At 50.1% G+C, this 20278-nt stretch carries 21 protein-coding genes; 10 read left to right on the top strand and 11 right to left on the bottom strand.

The genetic code is table 11. The features are described 5' to 3' along the window. Window positions 1-196: 196 nt before the first annotated feature. Entirely contained in the window at window positions 197-1195 is a 999-nt protein-coding gene (locus H6G13_RS21305) for an NAD(P)H-dependent glycerol-3-phosphate dehydrogenase (protein ID WP_190486566.1), read from the top strand. A 1-nt stretch (window position 1196) separates the two neighbouring features. Here H6G13_RS21305 and xseB read toward each other — a convergent pair whose 3' ends face one another. Further along, the gene (gene xseB / locus H6G13_RS21300; protein ID WP_190486564.1) at window positions 1197-1424 is read right to left on the bottom strand and encodes an exodeoxyribonuclease VII small subunit; all 228 of its coding nucleotides are present in this window, start codon (window positions 1422-1424) and stop codon (window positions 1197-1199) included. Between the two features lie 53 nt (window positions 1425-1477). Then, the gene (gene xseA / locus H6G13_RS21295; protein WP_190486560.1) at window positions 1478-2725 is read right to left on the bottom strand and encodes an exodeoxyribonuclease VII large subunit; all 1248 of its coding nucleotides are present in this window, start codon (window positions 2723-2725) and stop codon (window positions 1478-1480) included. Between the two features lie 203 nt (window positions 2726-2928). On the opposite strand from xseA, the gene recA reads away from it, so the two are divergent. After that, window positions 2929-4002: a recombinase RecA gene (gene recA / locus H6G13_RS21290; RefSeq protein ID WP_190486558.1), complete on the top strand. Its 1074-nt coding sequence runs from the start codon at window positions 2929-2931 to the stop codon at window positions 4000-4002. 1 nt (window position 4003) lies between these two features. On the opposite strand, the gene H6G13_RS21285 is transcribed toward recA, so the two are convergent. Continuing rightward, window positions 4004-4867 carry an inositol monophosphatase family protein gene (locus H6G13_RS21285; protein WP_190486555.1) on the bottom strand — a complete coding sequence of 288 codons (864 nt, stop codon included), beginning with the start codon at window positions 4865-4867 and terminating at the stop codon, window positions 4004-4006. A gap of 175 nt (window positions 4868-5042) precedes the next feature. Further along, a complete protein-coding gene (locus H6G13_RS21280) occupies window positions 5043-5288 on the bottom strand; it encodes a hypothetical protein (RefSeq protein WP_190487058.1) in 246 nt (81 codons plus the stop codon). Window positions 5289-5985: 697 nt separating this feature from the next. Here H6G13_RS21280 and H6G13_RS21275 point away from each other — a divergent pair. The 4 genes from H6G13_RS21275 to H6G13_RS21260 all read left to right on the top strand — a co-directional run bounded on the left by H6G13_RS21275 (window position 5986) and on the right by H6G13_RS21260 (window position 9930). Further along, window positions 5986-7407, top strand: a complete 1422-nt coding sequence (locus H6G13_RS21275; protein WP_190486553.1) for a hypothetical protein — start codon at window positions 5986-5988, stop codon at window positions 7405-7407. 445 nt (window positions 7408-7852) lie between these two features. Then, complete coding sequence (locus tag H6G13_RS21270; RefSeq protein WP_190486550.1) at window positions 7853-8515, top strand: hypothetical protein; 663 nt, start codon at window positions 7853-7855, stop codon at window positions 8513-8515. A gap of 133 nt (window positions 8516-8648) precedes the next feature. Then, window positions 8649-9242 carry a hypothetical protein gene (locus tag H6G13_RS21265; protein ID WP_190486548.1) on the top strand — a complete coding sequence of 198 codons (594 nt, stop codon included), beginning with the start codon at window positions 8649-8651 and terminating at the stop codon, window positions 9240-9242. Between the two features lie 97 nt (window positions 9243-9339). Then, complete coding sequence (locus tag H6G13_RS21260) at window positions 9340-9930, top strand: hypothetical protein (RefSeq protein ID WP_242028450.1); 591 nt, start codon at window positions 9340-9342, stop codon at window positions 9928-9930. Between the two features lie 36 nt (window positions 9931-9966). Here H6G13_RS21260 and H6G13_RS21255 read toward each other — a convergent pair whose 3' ends face one another. Next, window positions 9967-11232, bottom strand: a complete 1266-nt coding sequence (locus tag H6G13_RS21255) for an MFS transporter (protein WP_190486547.1) — start codon at window positions 11230-11232, stop codon at window positions 9967-9969. Between the two features lie 286 nt (window positions 11233-11518). Here H6G13_RS21255 and H6G13_RS21250 point away from each other — a divergent pair, with 286 nt between their 5' ends. Continuing rightward, window positions 11519-12118: a hypothetical protein gene (locus H6G13_RS21250; RefSeq protein ID WP_199306491.1), complete on the top strand. Its 600-nt coding sequence runs from the start codon at window positions 11519-11521 to the stop codon at window positions 12116-12118. A 39-nt stretch (window positions 12119-12157) separates the two neighbouring features. Here the strand turns inward: H6G13_RS21250 and trmFO are convergent, their stop codons facing one another. Continuing rightward, window positions 12158-13534, bottom strand: a complete 1377-nt coding sequence (trmFO, locus tag H6G13_RS21245) for an FADH(2)-oxidizing methylenetetrahydrofolate--tRNA-(uracil(54)-C(5))-methyltransferase TrmFO (RefSeq protein ID WP_190487006.1) — start codon at window positions 13532-13534, stop codon at window positions 12158-12160. A gap of 337 nt (window positions 13535-13871) precedes the next feature. Here trmFO and H6G13_RS21240 point away from each other — a divergent pair, with 337 nt between their 5' ends. Together H6G13_RS21240 and H6G13_RS21235 are read left to right on the top strand one after the other, a co-directional pair. Further along, complete coding sequence (locus H6G13_RS21240; RefSeq protein ID WP_190486545.1) at window positions 13872-14198, top strand: ChaB family protein; 327 nt, start codon at window positions 13872-13874, stop codon at window positions 14196-14198. A 455-nt stretch (window positions 14199-14653) separates the two neighbouring features. Further along, window positions 14654-15160, top strand: a complete 507-nt coding sequence (locus tag H6G13_RS21235) for a vitamin K epoxide reductase family protein (RefSeq protein WP_190486543.1) — start codon at window positions 14654-14656, stop codon at window positions 15158-15160. 65 nt (window positions 15161-15225) lie between these two features. On the opposite strand, the gene H6G13_RS21230 is transcribed toward H6G13_RS21235, so the two are convergent. Together H6G13_RS21230 and H6G13_RS21225 are read right to left on the bottom strand one after the other, a co-directional pair. Beyond that, window positions 15226-15417: a hypothetical protein gene (locus H6G13_RS21230; protein ID WP_190486542.1), complete on the bottom strand. Its 192-nt coding sequence runs from the start codon at window positions 15415-15417 to the stop codon at window positions 15226-15228. 87 nt (window positions 15418-15504) lie between these two features. Continuing rightward, window positions 15505-16008 (bottom strand): HAD-IIIA family hydrolase, encoded by a 504-nt coding sequence (locus H6G13_RS21225; RefSeq protein ID WP_199306490.1) that lies wholly within the window; start codon window positions 16006-16008, stop codon window positions 15505-15507. 205 nt (window positions 16009-16213) lie between these two features. On the opposite strand from H6G13_RS21225, the gene H6G13_RS21220 reads away from it, so the two are divergent. Next, window positions 16214-17005 carry a DUF2993 domain-containing protein gene (locus tag H6G13_RS21220; RefSeq protein ID WP_190486540.1) on the top strand — a complete coding sequence of 264 codons (792 nt, stop codon included), beginning with the start codon at window positions 16214-16216 and terminating at the stop codon, window positions 17003-17005. Window positions 17006-17148: 143 nt separating this feature from the next. Here the strand turns inward: H6G13_RS21220 and H6G13_RS21215 are convergent, their stop codons facing one another. The 3 genes from H6G13_RS21215 to H6G13_RS21205 form a co-directional block, all read right to left on the bottom strand. Then, window positions 17149-17895 carry a DUF4142 domain-containing protein gene (locus H6G13_RS21215; protein WP_190486538.1) on the bottom strand — a complete coding sequence of 249 codons (747 nt, stop codon included), beginning with the start codon at window positions 17893-17895 and terminating at the stop codon, window positions 17149-17151. 315 nt (window positions 17896-18210) lie between these two features. Further along, a complete protein-coding gene (locus H6G13_RS21210) occupies window positions 18211-19176 on the bottom strand; it encodes a glutathione S-transferase family protein (RefSeq protein ID WP_277882542.1) in 966 nt (321 codons plus the stop codon). A 104-nt stretch (window positions 19177-19280) separates the two neighbouring features. Further along, window positions 19281-20273, bottom strand: coding sequence for a pentapeptide repeat-containing protein (locus H6G13_RS21205; RefSeq protein ID WP_190486536.1), 993 nt, complete (start codon window positions 20271-20273; stop codon window positions 19281-19283). Window positions 20274-20278 lie beyond the last annotated feature (5 nt).

Here is a 20278-nt window from a genome sequence, read left to right as displayed (position 1 = left end):
AGCTTTGTTCCCTCATCTTTCCAGTGAGAGACTTTCGCTCAATCGGGAAAGTTGCGGCTAGGGGATAACGCCCCTATCGATGTCTCCTTTTTTACTTCTTTTTGTACTTCTTCCCGAGGGTTAACGTTTGCCCACTACTGGCAGGCTGAGGGTTGCGCTGGTGCGGTACGCTATGGTTGCGACTTTAGTCTGATTTATGGCTGCGTTGACTCGACCGTTTCCTGAGCTAAATTCAGAGCCAGTGACGCTGGCAATTTTGGGGGCAGGGGCATGGGGCATGGCCCTGTCTCGGCTGGCTACCCACAACGGCCACCAGGTGCGTCTCTGGTCGCGGCGAGGTACCTTAAGCCTTGAGGCGGCAGTGGCCGAAGCTGAGGTGATTCTCTCGGTCATTCCGATGAAAGGGGTGCCTGAACTGGTAGAGCGGCTAGTTGCACTCAACTTGCCGGAGAGCAGCATTTTGGGAACCGCTACCAAGGGGTTAGACCCAGCCACGACCCTAACGCCATCGCGTATTTTCAAACAGGCGTTTCCCGGCCATCCTGTGGTAGTGCTATCGGGGCCTAACCTGTCAAAGGAGATTGAGGCGGATCTGCCTGCGGCAACGGTAGTGGCGAGTGAGACGGCAGCGGCAGCAGCCACGCTACAGCGCGTCTTCGCCTCTGAAACCTTTCGGGTCTACAGCAGCAGTGATCCGCTGGGGGCTGAACTGGGGGGCACGCTGAAGAATGTAATTGCGATCGCAGTCGGTGTGTGCGACGGCCTCAACCTGGGCTACAATGCCCGCGCTGCCCTAATCACCCGCGCCCTGCCCGAGGTCATTCGTATTGGCACTCATTTAGGCGGACGGCCCGATACCTTCTTTGGCCTATCGGGCTTGGGCGATATGCTAGCCACCTGCACCAGCCCCCTAAGCCGCAATTACCGAGTCGGCTGCGGGCTAGCCCAAGGCAAGCCGCTGGAGCAAATTTTAGAAGATCTGGGCAGCACTGCCGAAGGGGTCAACACGGCCCACGTGCTGATGGCGATTGCCCAGCGGGAAAACATCTATGCCCCAATTTCCTATCAGGTACACTGCCTGCTCAAGGGAGAAATCACGCCCCAAGAAGCGGTAATGGCCCTGATGGGTAGAGAACTCAAGCCAGAGGCCGTCGATCCTGGGAAAATCGAACCAGTCCAGCCGCCTCGGCCCTAGTTTAAGCTTCTTCTAACGTTTCAATCAGCAGGTCTACCTGCTGCCGCTTTGCAGTGAGATAGGTTTCGCACTGCTGGAGCACGGTCACTGCCTTTTCAAACTGGGTAAACACATCTGCTAGAGGCAGCTCGCCCGCTTCTAGCTGGGCAATTAGGGTTTCGACTTCGCTGACAGCGACCTCATAATTCCAGTCGTCGGGAGCCGATTTGCGAGTAGATTTAGCGGGCATGAGGCCAGTTCCTTACAAGGTATCTTTACAGGTAATCTTTACAAAATTAGGGGTTAGGGGCCTGGGTCATCGGCTTCAATGGCTGTGATTTGAGCTGTCAAGCGGCCCTGAGCTAGCTGAATGCTAAGGGATTGCCCCGTGTTCAAAGCGCTGGCCTGAGTCACCACTTCGCCCCCTTCTGCCCGCACCAGAGCATAGCCCCGCCGCAAGACAGACTCTGGATCTAGCGTCGTTAGCTGCTCCTGTAGGGCGGTGCAGCGGTCTTCGGCCTGCCGCAGCCGCACCTGTACGGCCTGAGCCAGCCGCCGCTTGAGCTGCCTTAGACGGGTCTGCTCTTGGTGCACCTGGCGATCTAGGCGTAGGCGCTGCAGCCGCTGCCGCAGAGATCCGCTCTTAAGATCTGCTTCGTACAGCGTTTCCTGCATCAGTAGCGTGATCTGGTGCAGCCGCTCTTGGTGTTCGGCTAGCCAGGTCTCTAGCGCGGGTACTGCTATGGCAACGGCAGCTGTGGGCGTGTGGGCACACACGTCTGCTGCTAAATCGGCCAGAGACTCGTCTCTCTGGTGCCCAATTCCTGTGATGACTGGAATCGGGCAGGCAGCCACCGCTCGCACGACTCGCTCATCGTTAAAGCAGTCTAGATCCTCAGTTGCGCCGCCACCACGAGACAGCAACAGCACATCAGCCCGACCATCTTTAGCCACTCGCTGCAGAGCGCGAACAATAGAGGCAGGCGCTTGATCGCCCTGTACCGTGGCCGGAGAAAAGATGACGGGCAGGCCAGGATGGTGCTGCTGCAAGGTGCGCTGAATATCTCCCCAGGCAGCCGCTTGGGGGGACGTAACTACCGCCAAAGCGGTGGGGTAGCGCGGCAAGAGCCGCTTGCGCTCTGGGTCAAACAGGCCCTCTGCTGTTAGCTGCTGGCGTAGCTGACGGTAGCGTAGCGCCCGCAGCCCGTCGCCCGTAGGCAGCACCTGCCAAACGGTGAGCTGATAGTTGCTGCGCTGAGGGTAGACCCGAACGCTGCCCAGCACAGTAATTTGAGCACCTATCTCAGGTAGGTTGGCGAGCTTGGTCAGCTGGCTGCGCCAGGCTACGCAGTTAATTGTCGCTGTGCCCGCTTCGTCTTGCAGGGTAAAAAATAGGCCGCTGGAGTGTGACTTGGTGCTAGAGACTTCGCCAACAACCCAAACCTGCCGCAGGGTGCTGTTTTCCTCTAAGACGGCCTTGATATACTCCGTCAGCCCAGCAACGCTGAGGGCAAAGGAAGAGATCGAAAAGTTAGGGGCAAACGCATCCATCAGGAACAACCGAAAGGATCAACCGGATCAAACGGGGCACTCTTAGTTTAAGGATGCAATAAACCCTTGAATAGGACTATACTGGTATAGTACATTTGTATGGAAAGGTCAGCCATTCAAAGGCTAAGTTTCCCGGTAGACTAGCACCTAACGGTTGCGACACGTACTTTTTGTTGCTGCATAATTCTTTGAGTGAGAGGCGCATGGCTAAGGCTTCAGCGGATAACTCCGATAAACAAAAAGCGCTCAGCCTGGTGCTAAGCCAGATTGAGCGAAACTTCGGCAAAGGCTCCATCATGCGGCTGGGCGACGCGGGCCGGATGAAGGTGGAGACAATCTCAACTGGAGCGCTAACGCTAGATTTGGCGCTGGGGGGCGGCTTGCCTAAGGGCCGAGTAATTGAGATCTATGGGCCAGAGAGCTCTGGTAAGACGACGCTGGCGCTACATGCGATCGCAGAAGTCCAAAAAGCGGGGGGCACCGCTGCCTTTGTCGATGCTGAACATGCTCTCGACCCAGAGTACTCCAAGAGACTGGGCGTCAACATTGAAGAACTGTTGGTCGCTCAACCCGATACTGGAGAAGTGGGCCTAGAGATCGTCGATCAGCTGGTGCGATCCTCTGCGGTAGATATTGTGGTGGTGGACTCGGTAGCGGCCCTGGTGCCTCGCGCCGAAATCGAAGGTGAAATGGGCGATACTCACGTCGGCCTACAGGCCCGCCTCATGAGCCAAGCCCTGCGGAAAATTACCGGCAACATCGGCAAATCTGGCTGTACTGTAATTTTCCTCAACCAGCTCCGGCTCAAGATCGGTGTTTCCTACGGCAACCCAGAAACCACAACCGGCGGCAATGCCCTTAAGTTTTATGCCTCGGTGCGGCTCGATATTCGCCGCATCCAAACCCTGAAAAAGGGTACTGAGGAGTTTGGCATTCGGGCCAAGGTGAAGGTGGCTAAAAACAAGGTGGCCCCTCCCTTCCGCATAGCTGAGTTTGACGTGATCTTTGGGGAAGGTATCTCAACCATCGGCTGTCTGGTCGATCTGGCTGAGCAAAACGGCATTGTCACCCGCAAGGGAGCCTGGTATAGCTACAACGGCGAAAACATCAGTCAGGGCCGCGACAATGCCATTATCTACATGAAAGAAAATCCCCAGGTTGCCCAGGACATTGAGCAGGCGCTAAAGCAAAAGCTTATGTCGGGCAACGCGGCTCCCATTGAAGTTGAGCCGGGAGATGAAGCGGAGGAGGAAGTCTTAGAAGATCAAGACTTCTAAGCTAGAGCTGAGCTTTAACTGCGCGGAGCAGATCCATCAAGATCTGCTCCGTTGCTGCGATCACTAGGCCAGGAAGCTGGTAGTTCTCACAGGTATGCAGCGGCGGAAAGGGTGAACCGTCTAAGGTAGTGGCGATATAGCCCATTTCACGGGCAATAAAGGCCAGAGCTGCCCCATCGATGAAGTTACCTTTGGCTAGCACTGCCCCCGAAATTTCGCCGCTGAGCAGGCCGTTGACGCTGGGAATTCGGGTCTGCTGGGAATAGTCGGTGCTGACGCTGATGACTGAGTAGCGATCCTGCAAGGGTTTGGCTAGACCGCCCATACTAAAGCCCAAGAAAACCGCATTTTGAGGAGACTCAACCTGCAAAGGCACGCAGTCTTCCAAAGAATCGTGCAGGTGACCCTTAAAGGCCCCCTGCCCTCGGAGCGCGTAGTAGTAGATGTTTTGGGCAGGGGTAATTGCGATCGCACCCTCAAAGTCATCCCGGTTTAGCACCGACAAAATAATCTGAAAATTTGAGTGCCCATCTAGGTAAAAGCGAGTGCCGTCAATCGGGTCGAGCGTCACCAGGTAGTCGTCCTGCTCGCCTAGGGTAATGCCCCGAAAGTACTTGGTGTTGTAGGTCTTTTCGTGCTCCTCTCCAAAAAATCGCACCTGGGGAAACAGCCCTAGCATGGCGACTTCGATAAAGGTCTGAACCGAGAGGTCGGCATCGGATAGGGCCGCCCCGAAGAAGTTGTCGGCATCTTTAGAGGGGAGAGAGGCGATTCTAGACTGAATTTCGTAGGCGTAAGCAGCCGCAACGCGAAGCTGAGGCAGCAGCGTTTCGATAATCTGGCGCGGCGTTGGCAGGTCAGGCATGAAAGCTCTCGGTAAATCACACCTCTTTAGTAGCAGAGGGCCGCTGTTTTGGATAGGGCCAACCGTTACACCGTTTGCATTAGTGCCTTGGTTTAATTCCGTAGGTTGGTGTTGAGGCTCGGCAAAACCCAACCTACGAAACTACTTCTCAAACAGCCTCTACTTGTATAAAGGCTTATTCAATCAGCAGATGCTTAATCAAAACCACCATCCACTGGCTGTCTCTGCCGCTGGGAATGGGGTCGCTCCAGTCGTTGGGGTCGGCATAGTGGAGCGTATGCAGCTGCTTGGTCATGCGATCAAGTGCTTCCAAACTGCCGTAAAGCACGTTGGTAACTTTCTCTCGCCTTGGTTTAGGTTGAGAAGATTGGGCAGGGGGAACTGTGGGCGGCTGAGCGCCCAAATCATTCGATTGAAACATGTGGTTCTGGTCCCTATGTAGTGTGAACTAGGAAACCAGAACTCACTTTCCTAGCAGCCCCGTGGTTGTGTGCAATCGGGGCGGCAGGGGAGGTAAACTAACCTCCAAGCCTCCGAACTGCTTGTACCAGCTTCGGGGGAACAGTCGCCTGTTTGTGCTGAGAACACTTGCAGGCGGCGCTAAGTCCATGAGTTCTGTGTCTAGGCTGCCGCGCACGACAGCTTAATGAATGAGAATACGGTGTGCTCTAAGCAGACGTCAACTGTGTGAGGAAACTTTTTGCAGATGCCAGCGGTGTCTTGTAACGTAATGCTGGTTTGCCGCCCTGAGCTACGCCTACAACCCCAAGTCAATGCTCACCTGTTCTGTCTTGAGTCAGATTTGCCTGCAAAATCGATTCAAACAGCAACGCTCTCGCAGCAGTTAACCGCCTTATCCTGCCGTCAAGTGCAAATGCCTGCTGATAGGCAGGAAACAAAACCTAAACAATTCGACTTCCCTAGAGATAATGGCTATACTGAATTTTTTCACCTAATCACCCTAATTAGGGTGTTGGGCAGAAAGTTTCTCTCTAAGTAATTGTTAGCCTGACCAGAAACAGTCACTAAAAATAACGCAAGCAGTCAACCTCGAAAATATAGACTTAACGCTATACCCGCGTGGGTCTTAGCATTCATTGAGGTTTTCTTGAATTAATATGGGTAAACAAACTACACATAAATTGAACCAAGTACTAGACGTCTCGGCAGAGGTACTTGATCGAGAAAAAATTTTTAACGGTTTTATTGGAATTGATTCAGGATTATATTTAGATCCAAGACCTTTAAAGCAAACACATATTCAAGAATTAAAAGGTTCATATGAGAACTTTAGAAAGCACTTTGAAAAAATAATTAAAACATTAGTCAAATCCAAGAGTAGTGAGGATATATTTTTCCGTAATGCTGTGAGGTTACTGACTTTCAAAGAGCCTGGCTTCTTGAGTCTTGGCTATTCAAGCGAGGGAAATTCTGGGAGAGGTATAGGTCCAGAACTAGCAAGAAATTTAGCGGTCACTGCTCGTGAAATAATCGAAGTAGGAATAACTGATCCTGAAATGTTTGAGATTATTGGTTTGTTAGAAGAGAATATAGGCGCGGATAGAGTTAGCGATATGACTGCAAGGATCATGTTGCCTGACCTTGCTAAATACTCAGAAAATCAAGCGACTAAGTTAAAGCTAGAATCTCAAAAAGTAGAATTAAGTGGAGTTGAATATTTACTTCCAATTAACAAGAGGACAAAAAACCCCTTAATTCTGATACCGCAAGAAATACTTAATGATTTTCCCGTCGCAAACGATAGAAGCGATATTGATGAAGTTGTTGATCATAACTCCAAACTACGTAGTCAAATAAACTCAATGATAGGAGAAGAATGGGAAAAGGCTTTTAAGAGTTTAAGAAAATCAGAACTGAAGCGCCTCTTTATCGATAATCCTGATGCTTTAAGAGAACTCATTGAGTTGTATAAAGCCAGTAGAACCGAGCCTTATGATTTTGTAGAAGATCCTTTAGGTGAATTTAATTGGCTAGAAATAGCACAAGAGTATTCTAAGAAATATCCTCTTTCGATTGAGACTGATAAAGTAGTTTCTCCTGAAAATATTCTTGAAATGGTTGTTGTAATTTGTAATCATTTCAAAAAACTTGTTGAAAAAAATGGGTTGTCAATCGTATTCTGGGATAAGTATGATCAATGCAAACATGAAAGATTTGCTCAGCGCTTATTTTTTGGAATTGCGGAAGCCTATTGTAATGCAAATAGTCTGGATTTAAGTCCAGAATCAGATGCTGGTCGTGGACCTGTTGACTTTAAATTATCTAGTGGCAAAGCCAAGGTCAACGTAGAGATCAAATACACAAAAAATAATTTAAGCCATGCTTACGCAGCCCAACTGCCCATCTATAATGAAGCCGAAGGGGCGAGCCACAGCATCCTTTTAGTTATTAGAAATACAGACAAAATTACGGCCTTTGAAAATCTAAAAAAACGAAGACAAAGAGATGTAGAATCTGGCAAGAAAGTCCCTGAAATTATAGTTGACGGGAGAATTAAGCCATCGGCGAGCAAATCTTAGTAAGCTCTTTTACAAAAAGAATCTAATTTCTGCATTAAAGCTTGGATCTTCTAAACATACTCCGGTATGAAATCGATGTTCTTGAAAAAGGAGTCCAGTAGGATGCGCTAGCACCAGCGTAACGCATTCGCTTACGGTTAAAAAATGCGTTACAGCTACGCCTAACACATCTTACTTTTACTGATTTTTCAACCTAATCCCCCTTATGGATGCTAAGCTGACATGTTTTCACCTAATTACCCCTATGGAAGTGTTGGACAGAGTCATGTCCACCTGGTTACCCAAACTAGGATATTAGGTGAAAAATTTATTTCTAAACAATTGTTGTAGGGATGTGAGGTTCGAATGACTAGGCTTTCTTTAGTTGAAAGATAGCTGTGAGGGCGTTTGGTTGGGTGCAGTCTCTAAGCTTTAATCAAATTTTTATTTAACAAGGAGTATCTCAATGCTTCGTAGTCAATTTGTTTCTTTGATGGTCCTAACTGGGTTAATAGTTCCGTGCACAGCCACGGTAGCCCGTGCAGACTTTGCACGTTTGATGTTAGACAGTGAACCTGGTGACTACATAGGGTCAGGTAACACGTTTGATATTACTTATGACACTAACCTTGGTGACAGTATTTCTGCTGAGATTCGTCGTAGTCTATCCGATGGTAGCCCCGCCGAGTTGCTCTGGGTTCTGGATCGTTCATCGACACCTGAAAATGAATTCGCTCTTGTATTTTTTGGAACGGATGCATTAGGTATCCCAATTCAGCCGGGATTCTACCCCGAAGCTCGACGAGCCGACTTTGCGCCACCTGGGTTTGCAGGTTTGGATATATCCTTTCAGAACCGTGGTTCAAACCAGGTCTTTGGTAGCTTCACCATCAATGAAGTAACTTTTACACCTGACCGTTCGCAAATTTTGACCTTTGATGCAGAGTTTCTGCAAAGATCAGAGAGTCCTACCGCTCCTGCACTACGTGGGCGGTTCCAATTCAACACACAGACTGCTGCTGTTTCTGAGCCATCGTCTGCCTTGGTAGTGGTGAGTGCTGGCTGCCTAATACTCTATGGTCGAATTCGACGAGGTAGAGGAGCAAGTACAACTTCTAGGGAAGGATAGTTAACCTAGGATTTTGTCGATTGGAATACCGTATCGATAAAAACCGCGTCCTAACAATTTCAACGCATACCGATCGCCAAAAGGTTACCTGCTGAGCGCTTAAGGTTATCTACGGCCGACAGTTGCGACGGTTATGCTGCTGAATTTTGTGGGGAGCGGCTGCAAGCTAATCTGTTGGTGGCTTATTTTTAAGGAACTAACTTTCCTAAAATACGTCTTAGATATGCAAACGCTTTCATTAATCAACATTGCTAAGGCAATCACAATGAATTCAAAGCAATTAGCGGCCTTAACGTGTGGCGTGGCTTTGGTATCAGCAGGTGCGATCGCAAGCGCCCAACTTCTCAAAAGCGAAGCTCCTGTTGCTGAACTCAATGCCAATCATGAAGAACGTGTACAGCAAGCCACTGCCACTGCTCTAGCTCAGCAGATCGCCCAACTAGAAGTTGAAAAAGTTCTTCAGGGCGAAATATTCACGCAAGAAGCACCTATGATGGTTCATTTGCAAGAGCAGCAATTGAGTCTTGAAAAACGCCTTTCCCAGCTGCAGCCCGATAGTAGTCAAAATGCGGTTGTTGTCGCTACCGCTAGTGCTATCGAGTCTGAAATTGCTGGTTTAGAGGTGCAGTATGCTCAAGACCAAGCGAAATTTTTGGATTCTCACCCAACGCTGCAGATGCGTAAAGCTCAAATCGAAGCCTTGCGCCAACGCCTAGCTACGCTGTAGTAGTAAGAATCACTTATTTGACAAGGGTAAAAATTAGTTTTGTAGGATGGGCAAAGCAAAGTGTGCCCATCAATGCATGTAAGATTAAAAGATGGGCATGGGCTATCGCCCTTTGCCCATCCTAAAGGTGTTTATTTTAGCTTTAGATATCTCTCCTAGTCTGACCGATGCTTGGACAATTATGGCAATCAACACCGGACTAGTTACTACGCTTTTTGTTTTAGTTATCACCAGCCTAGCTACTGGCTATGGCTTTGGTGTTAAAGCTCAACAGCTTCCCTTCTCGGCAGAAATTGGATTCAGTGAACAGCAATTTTCATTTCTGAGATGGTGGGTCAAGTTAGCCTTAGTTATTGGGGTTTTACTGCCAATTGCCCTGTGCATTCAGGCGTGGGGACAACCTGCCTCACTAATGTTCTGGGGGAGTTATCTAGTCGTAGTTGCTATACAGTTAATTTCTGAGCGCGTATTCAGTCAATGGTTAGTCTCTAGTGTTGTGGTACCCATCGGCTTTGGCTACACCGCTTTTCGGCTGTGGCAATTACTGGATGGATTCACCCAGCTATCCTTGTCAGGTCTGCCATTGCTGGGCTTTGTTAGTGTTGTCCTGTTCTGGATTGCCAACTTAGTAATGTTGATGACGATAGCCATTCCAACGGTTTATCAAGGGCAGAGACTCCAAGAATAGTTTTGTAAGGTGGGCACAACCCTCTCAAGCAATCTACTACGAACTGATTTGGGCCTCTCGCTTCAGCGACGGCACTTCTCGCCAAAATAGAGCAACGGCAACTAGCCCAATAATTAGCTGAATGCCGCCGAAAAGGGCCAGAGATGGCCCAAAGCCAAACCGCAGGAGTTCGCCAAACACGAGACTGCCCACACCAAATCCGGTAAATAGAGTAAATACCTTCAGGCCCATCGTTTGGCCCAAGCTGTTTTCGTCGCCCAAGTCCGTCACAATGCCGACAAATAAAGGCTGAGTCAGGTCATACCCCAAAGACAGCACCAGCACTGCAAGGGTTGTGCCAACAGCCGGAATTTTAGGAATCATCGCTAGGCCAGCCAAGGCCGCCATCACCAGCCCCAGCGGCACCAGCCAGCGTCGGCCCCAACGATCGACAGCTCGACCGATTAAAGAACTCAGCAGCAGCCCCGGAATACCGTAGCCGAGAATGGTCAGGCCAATACTGAGCGCATCCATGCCATAGCGCTGCGACAGGTATAGCCCCAGCCAGGTATATACGCCAGAGTGGTAAATGCCGTTCCACAACACGTAGGCATAGGTTCGCTGCCCCCGAAAGCTGGACAGGATCTGGCTGTATCCCCTAAATACTTGGCGCAGGCTGGGCAGCTTATCCACTTTGGGAGTGTCGAACAAGGCCCCATAGGGGTGGAGCCGCCAAAGCACGATTGCTGCTAAAACGGCTGTTCCCACAAAGAGCCACCGCCAGCCGATAAAGGGCTCTAGAATGGCACCTCCCGCAGAACCTGCTGCCATACCGCCCTCCATTGCGGCAAACACCAGCCCCAGCTTGCTGCCGCGCTGCTCAAAGGGAAAGAGATCGCCGACCAAGGCAAAGGTGAGTGGAATAACACCACTGGCTCCAAGGCCAGTCAGCAGTCGCCAAAACGAGAGCTGAGCCGCTGTTTGAGCAGTTGCGGTCAATGCAGTACAGACAACAAAAATGATCAGCGAAATGCGGATGATAGACCACCGCCCAAATCGGTCAGACAGCACTCCGTAGAACAGCGCCATCAACGCATAGGACAGCATGTAGGCGGGAACGATGAAGCCGATTTCTTGAACTGGAACGTTAAAGACTTCAGCTAGGCGCGGAATCAGGGGCGCAATCATGTAGCCCTGAAGAAAAATCAGCCCGGCAGCGAGCGAAAGCAAGCCAAACAAAGCCTTGTGCTGCTTCAAGCGAATAGCGCGATCAGCAGCTTCGGTATGAGGCTGGGGCCTAAAACGGTCTGTTCGATTTGGCATGGGATTTTAGTGTGTCAGCTCATATCACGCTCTGAAGGTTTGGCTCTAAAGCCGCGTTGCCCGACTTCAAGCAACAACGCCAACCATCGGCAGAGCAGTGCCTTAACAAAGTCAAGGTTCTATGACAGGTATGTTAACACTTGTGAACTGTTTAACAATTCACTACAAGTTATCGACGGAATAGCCATATTTTTTGCCTGTTACTGCCAAAAGATAGATGCCTTTCTGTCACAAACCTGCTCATAGACAGTGGAAACTGTTATTAGAAACTCATATAGATTAACTATTGGCAACTCGTATATTTTTTGTGCAAGGGGTAGATGTTGTGTCTCTCAAAGACGTGGATTGGGAAGGTCTTTCCAAAATTAATGAACTTCAGGAATATTTTGAGCAAGATTACTCAGGATTTCAGGAGCTAATTGAGCAAGCAATTAGCCAAGTAGAAAAGTTTAGTCAAGATGACTTGATGCATTTGGCCGAACTGCGTGTACTTGAAGTGACTAATGGCTGCGTTCAATGGGGATTTCGATTAAACAACAAACACAGCTTGCCAGCAGATAAAACCCGTGAGTCTATGCGAAAGGTGATTGGATTTATTAATGAGCAGAAACTGTATTTCCCCAGCAAGGGAACTATCGCGTTTGATCCTGAAGTAAAGATCTACATGAAGGAGTTTCGTGAGCTTTACTGGCAGACCTTTAAGTATCATCTTCCAGGCGCAGATCGTCAGTTTTATGCAGGCTCTGCAGGTCAATTTATAGCCTGCGGACGTCAGCGATTGGAAGCAGCGATGGAACTTGTTAGAAAAGATTATGAAGCGCTTTTCTCGCCGTACTTCATTGAGCGCGGGCGAAAGTATTTGGCTCCCTATCTTGCCTGTATTTAATGCGCTTAACTAGGACCTGCCTAGCGTAATGATTTCTCGCTAAGCGCTAACAACCAAATCCCGCTGCTTTAGCTGAATGCTGTGTTGACTGGCCCAGGTTAAGAGATCGGTGAGGCTGCGATCGCAATACTTCCCATATCGCTCCCGCTTGTTCTTAATCTTGGTCGGCAGCGCCGGTAAAATGCCGAAGTTAGGCGGCATCGGCTGAAAGTGCTTCGGTTCTGCCGAGCTGATGAAGTCAAACAGCGATCCCATCATTGTGGTTACCGGCAGCGTTAGCGGGGCTTGGCCTAGGGCAACGCGAGCGGCATTAGTGCCAGCCAGCCAGCCCCCAGCAGTGGCGGCAGTGTAGCCTTCTGTGCCCACCAATTGACCCGCTGCCAGCAGCGTTGGACGGGTTTTGAACTGCAAACCCGCGCTCAGCAGCTCTGGCGAGTTGATAAAGGTGTTGCGGTGCATCACCCCCATGCGGACAAATTCAGCATTTTCCAGACCGGGAATGAGCTGAAAGACGCGCTTCTGCTCGCCCCAGCGCAAGTTAGTCTGAAAGCCCACGATGTTCCACAGGTTACCGGCTCGATCTTCCTGCCGCAGCTGCACCACGGCGTAGGGCTTTTTGTCTTTGTTGTCGGGGTCTTTAAAGTCGCCAAATCGGGCGTCAAAAAGCCCTACGGGCTTGAGCGGACCATAGCGCATGGTGTCTTCTCCCCGCCGCGCCATCTCCTCAATCGGCAGACAACCCTCAAAAAACTTCGCCGTCTCTCGCTCAAAATCCTTCAGCTCTGCCTGCTCTGCTTCACAGAGGGATTGCCAAAACTGTAGGTACTGCTCCCGGTTCATGGGGCAGTTCAGATAAGCTGCCTCGCCTCGGTCGTAGCGCGAAGCCATAAACGCCACCTCGCGGTTGATGCTGTCACCCACCACAATGGGGCTAGCCGCATCAAAAAAGCTCATGTAGGCCTGTCCGGTCAACCGCAGCAGATCGGTAGACAGCGCCTCACTGGTCAGTGGCCCTGTGGTCAGCACCACCACACCCTCCTCGGGAATGTGGGTAACTTCGTTCCGCCGCAGCTCAATCAGCGGGTGATTTGCCAGCGTCTCGGTCAAATCCTGGCTAAACACGCCTCGATCCACAGCCAAGGCTCCTCCCGCTGGCACCTGATGCTGATTTGCCTTGCCGATAACAATAGAGCCTAGCTGCCGCAGTTCTTCGTGGAGCAATCCCGATGCCCGGTCGGTCGCCTGAGCCCCAAAGGAGTTGCTGCACACCAATTCTGCCAAATGCTCTGAGTGGTGAGCTGGAGACTGCTTTAGGGGCCGCATTTCATGGAGCACCACCGGTATGCCCGCCCGCGCAATTTGCCATGCCGCCTCAGTTCCGGCCAATCCTCCCCCAATTACATGAATCGGCTGCATGTCTTCTGGCATTCCCGCTGTGTCCACTGCTTTGGCTTTTCTAGAATAGCGAGTTTTTGAGTCTTACAGTGGCCTTTGCAAGGGCTCGAAGCGGGCGGTTTTGATTGTGCTCAGCTGGCTGCTTCAGCAGCTTTGTCGGTTCATTGAGGTTAACTATCAAACAAGACACATGGGATTTACGGAGGGGTGGTGTTGCGATCGCACCTCTCAAAAGATGGAATTGCCCTCATTAAGGAATCGGATTCAAGCATAAAGATTATGGCTGTAGAGAGAGGTTGAGTACGGTTGAGGTGTCCTATTACCTAGGTAAGAACATGCATGTTTAGGAGACAACCTCATGCCTAACGAAAATACAGAATATCAAAGCAACGAAGCTTCATCTCAAGAGTCACAAGTCCACAGCTCCAAGTCTGACAACAACGTCGCTGACTATAATGAAGATGTTTTGCCCCAAGAGGCCCAGTCCCTGCCTCAAGAGGCCAAGCAAATCTTTATGGCAGCCTTCAAGAGCGCCGTTGATGATGGCCTCAGCGAAGGCGGAGCCCACGACGTAGCTTGGAGCTCGGTCAGAAATACTTTCGCTCAAGATGAGAGCGGAGAATGGTACTTCAAGGCTGAGCGCCGCGAAGTTGGCAGCAACACGGGCACCATGCCTAACTCCTAGTTCAGGCAGTTAGAAGCCGGATTGCCATCAGCTTGAAATCAGGTGGGATTGATTAAACGAGGCAGCCCGGCTTTACTTCTTTAAAGTTCTGAAGTTCACTAGACATTCAATTTAAACAATTTCATAGTTGCAGCACAGAGGACGTAGTGTTTAAGCCTACTTCAGGTTTTAATGCTCGTCTCTTGCTGATGTCTCCCAAAAATTTAACTTAATTTGTAACTGCCTCATCAATAGTGAAAGTCTATTTTTACGATCTCTATTGAGTTCCACAAATACAGTGGCAGCGCTAGTTTGCTGGCTGCTCAAGTAGGAGAAACTATACTTTCTGAAATCATTCTTGCGACCCAAATAAAACTTTCTGTTGGTGTCTCATGAGTAAGACGTCTCTAATGCGGCAAATTCTTAAGATGAAGGCGAATCACCGCTTAAGTCTTTGATAGAGGACGTAATTTTTTATGGATCCCCAACAGTTGAGCCGCGAACTGCGGGAAGGCACTAGCCCCGACCTGCAGCGCCGCCGCCAGATTATCGGTCTATCGATGCTTGGAGCTACGATGGGCCAGCTTGTCTCTCTTTACCAAACAGGTATTATCAAGCATTTGCCTGACCCTCCCGTGTCGATTTTCGACGCTGATAAGGTTGATTCGTCTGAGTATGCTTACAAGCGGCTCGACACACCAGATGGCCTAATGATGGTTACGACCTACGCCCTCACGGCTTGGTTAGCGGGCGCAGGTGGCGAAGACCGGGCCAAAACTCAGCCTCTGCTGCCCATTGCGATGGGAGCCAAGCTGCTGCTAGATATCGCTACCAACGTCAAACTAGCGAGTGAGGAATGGCAGGAAAATAAGGCGCTTTGCGAATACTGTCAGCTGGCTTCACTGGCTTCACTGGCTTCATTTGCGATCGCACTGCCCGAAATCACGACTGCTGTTCAGACCCTGATGGGTGACAGTAAATAATTCCTACAATACAGGCAAGGGCGCACCTCGGTGCGCCCCTCAAAAATCAAAAACTTGCCCGCTCATTAACTCTGGCTGCTGTCAGAGTCTTCGCTGTCGAGGCTGTCTTCATTCTCAATCGGAATATTCATGCTAGACATGGTTGTATCGAGATCGACCTGATCGGTTGAGCTCAACATTTCCTGCTCAGCACTCACCCGCACTCCTCGTTCTGACTCAGACGATGAATTCGATTGTTGTTCTGATTGCTCAGGCATATCGTAATCCTCCAAAGCTTCCGGGATTTGTGTTTGCAGCTTAACTAGGTTTAGCAGTTGCGAAATCCTCAAATAGTCAGAATGCGGCTAATCAGTAGATTGCTCAATCCAGTCTTTGGCCCAATAGAAAGAAACGCCCGCTCGTTGAGCTGCAGTTCTGTCCTCCGGGCGGTCGCCAACATAGAGACATTCCTCCGGCTTTTGCTGATACAGCCGCATTACCAACTTCAGCATTCCCGGCCCGGGCTTACGAAACTGTCCTGACCACTGAGTTTTGCTGTGATTGTGTACCCCGCTGCGGGTTACGCGGAAACACTTTTGGCCCCGAAAATCAGGACAAAAGAAAATTTCCTCAAGTTCAGGTACCAAAGCCAGAGTGTATTGCTGCTCCTGAATGCACTCCTGCAAAGACTTGTGCCCCGCTGCGACCCCTCCCTGATTGGTCACTCCAACAATCTGACCCTGTTTTTGGAACGCCTGAATGACTTGATGAGCTCCCTCAATTAAAGTCTGATCTTCGGGATGCTCAAAATATTGAGCCCCACTGAGCGGCTTTCGAATTGTGCCGTCCATATCCACAATCAGCAGCACACTATGCTCCCTGTTCTATTCGGCTTGCCTGTCCTGTTCAGCAACCTAACAAGAATGAACAAAGGTCATCCCTGCTTTTAGAGTGAAAGCCATTTACTTCAAAAGATTGACGCCTCTCTACAAACAGCCACCTACGCTGAAGAGATGGGATTTGAGTAGCTGTACTTTCAGTTTCAGCTTCAGGAAATCCTAGAAAACCAGCAGCATGCCAGCACCTATTCCTTTTCCCTTCATCCACCCAGGAGATTACAGCATAATGCCAGAGGAGCAAAGCTTAGAGGGGCAAGCAGCCTCAAAATTAATTGAGATGCTGCTGTCTAGTCAGCTAAATAATGCTGACAAAATGGACATTAATATTCATACCGACTTGGGAAAGATAGCCCAGGGAAAAATGGATTCTGTTTCCATTTCAAGTAAAGATATTGTTGCTCAACAGGGCATCAGTGTACAGGAATTAGAAGTCCAGACAGACGAAATCTCAATCAATCCACTGAGCGCTTTATTTGGCAAGCTTGAGCTCAATGAGCCAGTCAACTCTATTAGCCGAGTTGTTCTCACAGAAGACGATCTTAACCGGACGTTAAGCTCTGATCTGCTGCGCGACAAGCAATTTGTTATTCAGCTAGATGTAGAGGGAGAAAGGGTGCCGTTTAAGCTGTTGCCTCCTATAGAAGTGAGGCTTCCGGGCGAAGGCAAAGTGGCCTTTGGTGGCAATATAGAGGTGTTCGACGGAGGCAGAGAACAACAGCTCCAGGTGCAAGGCACAGTCTATCCCCGCACCGATGACCATTCTGTTCTTCTAGAGAATTTTGCCTTTGGACAAGGTCAAGCCCTTTCTGTAGAGATCATGCTGGCCTTTATCCAGAAGTTTAAGCAGCTTATCCATCTGCCCTTTCTTCACGTTAATGGAGTTGCTGTTCAAATTCAGAAGCTAGAAGTGCGTCGGGGTAGCCTTGCGCTTCTGATTAGAGCCCAGATTACTGAGCTGCCTGCCTAATTGTTGTTTCCTGTAACCCCTATCACTAAGGGCCTAGGTAACCCTGGCGTGGAAGATCTATTCAAAAAGTAAAAAGGCTGAGGAAATATCCTCAGCCTTTTTACTTTGCCTTACTTTGCTTTATCGCAGTTAGCGGTACTTTTTTAACGTCGGATGTTGCCTGCCCTAAACTGATTGACCATTTGATTGGCCATCTGGTAGTGACCATCAATGTTGGGCAGTAAAGTAGATGCATAGCTCTGGACATCTGGAGTCCGGCCTTGCTGGATGACGGTTCTATAGAGACCGATCGTTCTTAGGTGTGCGTTTTCTTGAGCTTCCATGTAGGCACGGTCGAAGTTGGCTCCGCTCAGCGAGGCTAGCTCCTGTGCGATCGCAGTATTCAGCGGCCCCGGATCTGCGGGTAGGTTAACGCCGTACTGTCTAGCGATCGTCGCCAGTCGCTCGTTTGCCTGAGTATGCTCTTCAATCATCTGCTGAGCAAAGCTTCTCACCTGCTGATCTTGAGAGCGCTGCAAAGCTAGCTGAGAAGTTTGAATCTCAGCATTATTTCCCTGAGCGGCCATGATTATAAACTCGCGGTCCAAGCTGCTGATAGCTGCAGCTTGCTGCTGTTGTCCGGGCCTTACTTGAGGGCTTTGCTGAGTGCCTGGCTGATTCACGTTCCCTGGTTGCTGTCCTGGCAGCCTACCTGGCTGGTTTACGTTCCCAGGCTGGTTCACGCCTCCGGGCCGCTGTTGCTGTTGGCCCGGTACGGTCTGAGGGGTTTGCCCTGCGCCAGGTGTATTGGGTTGATTCATCTGAGCGACTGCTGGCAGACTGATCAGAGAAGTGAGCGCAACAGCGCCTAGAAATGCAGTGGTTCTTTTGGTGTAACGGCGCATTTTCATGGTGATTAAAGTTGAAGAATAAACAGCAAGACAAGAAACAATCTAGGTCCTTTTAAGCGACCGCAACTGTCATTAACTCATGCCCTGATAGCTAGACTAATCATTAATAATGCCTGTAAGACTCTATCAAAAGAACAGGGAAGCATAGCCCCAAAAGGTAATTGTTCGAATACCTAATTGGTTCCGGGATAAAGCCCTCGTTCGTTTGCTTCTTACCTTAAAGGGCTGCCCCATAGGGCAACCCTTTAAGATTTTTTGAACAAGCTAATAGGTATTTACAGGTGCTTAATTGCCGAGTTTGATGACCCAACCCACCTACACCAACCGGGCTCTGTCGTGAGGCTCATCAAAGTTAAGAATAGGCCCCTTAGGGACAATTCCAGTGGGATTCACATTTGGGTGGCTGCGGTAGTAGTGCAGCTTGATGTGATCTAAGTAACACACTTCTCGAATTCCCGGTATTTGATAGATATCCTTCAGGTAGTTCCACAAATTAGGGTAGTCTACAATCCGGCGGAGGTTACATTTGAAGTGAGTAACATAAACCGCATCAAAGCGAAAAAGAGTGGTAAACATGAAGATGTCCGCTTCGGTAAAGCGATTACCACATAGATAGCGCTGCTTTTCTAGAACCGTTTCCCAGTAATCAAGGGCATCGAATAGCTCGGTGACGGCATTTTCATAAGCTGTCTGCTTGGTCGCAAAGCCGGCTCGATAAACCCCGTTATTAATAGGTTGATAAATAGCCTCAATGGCGGCTTCAATCTGATCGTGTAAATCGGGTGGACACAGGTCGATGTCATTCTTAGCGAAGCTGCCAAATTTCTTATTTAGCATTCGCACGACTTCGCGAGATTCATTATTGACAATCGTCTCTGTCTGTTTATCCCACAGCACAGGTACCGTTACGCGTCCGGTAAAGTCGGGCTCAGCCTTGAGGTAGATGTCTCGTAGGTACTGCGCCCCGTTCACTGAGTCGGGCATGGCTCCAGGAAAATCTGAGAAAAACCAGCCCTCTTCCCCCATTATTGGATCCACTGCCGATAGTCCGATCACCTCTTCTAAGCCCTTTAGCTTGCGGGTGATGGCAGTCCGGTGTGCCCACGGACAGGCCCAGGAAACGTAGAGATGGTAGCGCCCTGCCTCAGCTTTAAAGCCGCTCGATCCATCAGCGGTAATCCAGTTACGAAAAGTCGTTGAGGGTCGGATAAAACGGCCATCTGTATCCTCTTGGTCCCGTTCCTTTACCCAGCTACCCTCAACCAGCATGCCCAATGCCATGAAATCTCCTTGCTCTATTAGCTCTTCTACCAAGCTATAGAAAACCTCAGTTGTTAGCTATTGACATCCTTCTCAGGGCTGCTCATCTTCCTACCGACGGAGTTTTAGCTGTGAACGCTGCCGTCGGGTAGGGTTGTGCCCGTCAAAATCGCTCCAGTTAGATTGGTGCTGCTGATTTCTGCGCGAGTCAACACGGCTGCTGTCAGGTCGGCCTCGGCTAGGTTGGCCCGTCCCAAGTAGGCGTCTACTAGCATGACTTCACGCAGGTTGGCCCGCTGTAGATCGACGCGGCTAAGATCGGCTCGGTTCATTCGGGCCATTTGCAGGTCGGCATCGGAGAGTTGAGCCTGCTGCAGTTTGGCTTCGGTGAGGCTGGCTCCCTGAAGCTGGCTGTACCTGAGGCTGGCGCTATTGAGAATGCAGCGAGAGAGGTTGGCGTGAGTTAGCACGGTTTCGTCTAAATCGGCCCCAGTTAGATCGGCCTCTGCTAGGTAGGCGTGGGATAAAATTGCGCCTCGGAGATTAGCCCCAGCTAGGTTCACGCCCCTTAAAACAGCCTCACTCAAATTTGCGCCGCTTAGATCAACGTTGGTTAGATCGGCCCCGGCTAGGTTGGTTCCTCGCAGGTCTGCTTTGTGAAGGTTGGCCCCACGCAAATTAACAAAGTAGCTGCGTCGCTCTAATCGTAGGTTGGCTCCCCGCAGACAGGCTCCAGTTAAGTTGGCTCCACTGAGGTCGGCATTGCGCAGGTCAGCCTCGCTGAGGTTGGCATCTAACAGGTCAGCTAAGGTCATGTCAGCGCTCCGCAGGTCAGCATTTTGCAGGCTGGCTCCATGCAGATCAGCGTCTCGCAACACGGCTCCAGACAGATCTGCCTGGTTGAGGTTGGCCCCGGATAGCTGAGCCCGGTGCAGATTGGCTTTTCTAAAGTTGGCCCGACTTAGGTAGGCCAGCATCAGGTTTGCGTTTTCTAGGTCGGCCTGGGACAGGTTTGCGCCAATTAGATCGGCACCTTCTAAGTTAATGCCGACTAAGGGTTCACCCTTGAAGTTCAGGTTTCCTTGGGCATAGTGGTGCAGTAGCTCGCTGGCGTTCATGGGCT

Source organism: Pseudanabaena sp. FACHB-2040, assembly GCF_014696715.1.
In the GTDB taxonomy this organism is placed as follows: Bacteria; Cyanobacteriota; Cyanobacteriia; order Phormidesmidales; family Phormidesmidaceae; genus JACVSF01.
Note: the sequence above shows the minus strand (reverse complement) of the source record. Positions and strands in the feature narration are given on the sequence as shown.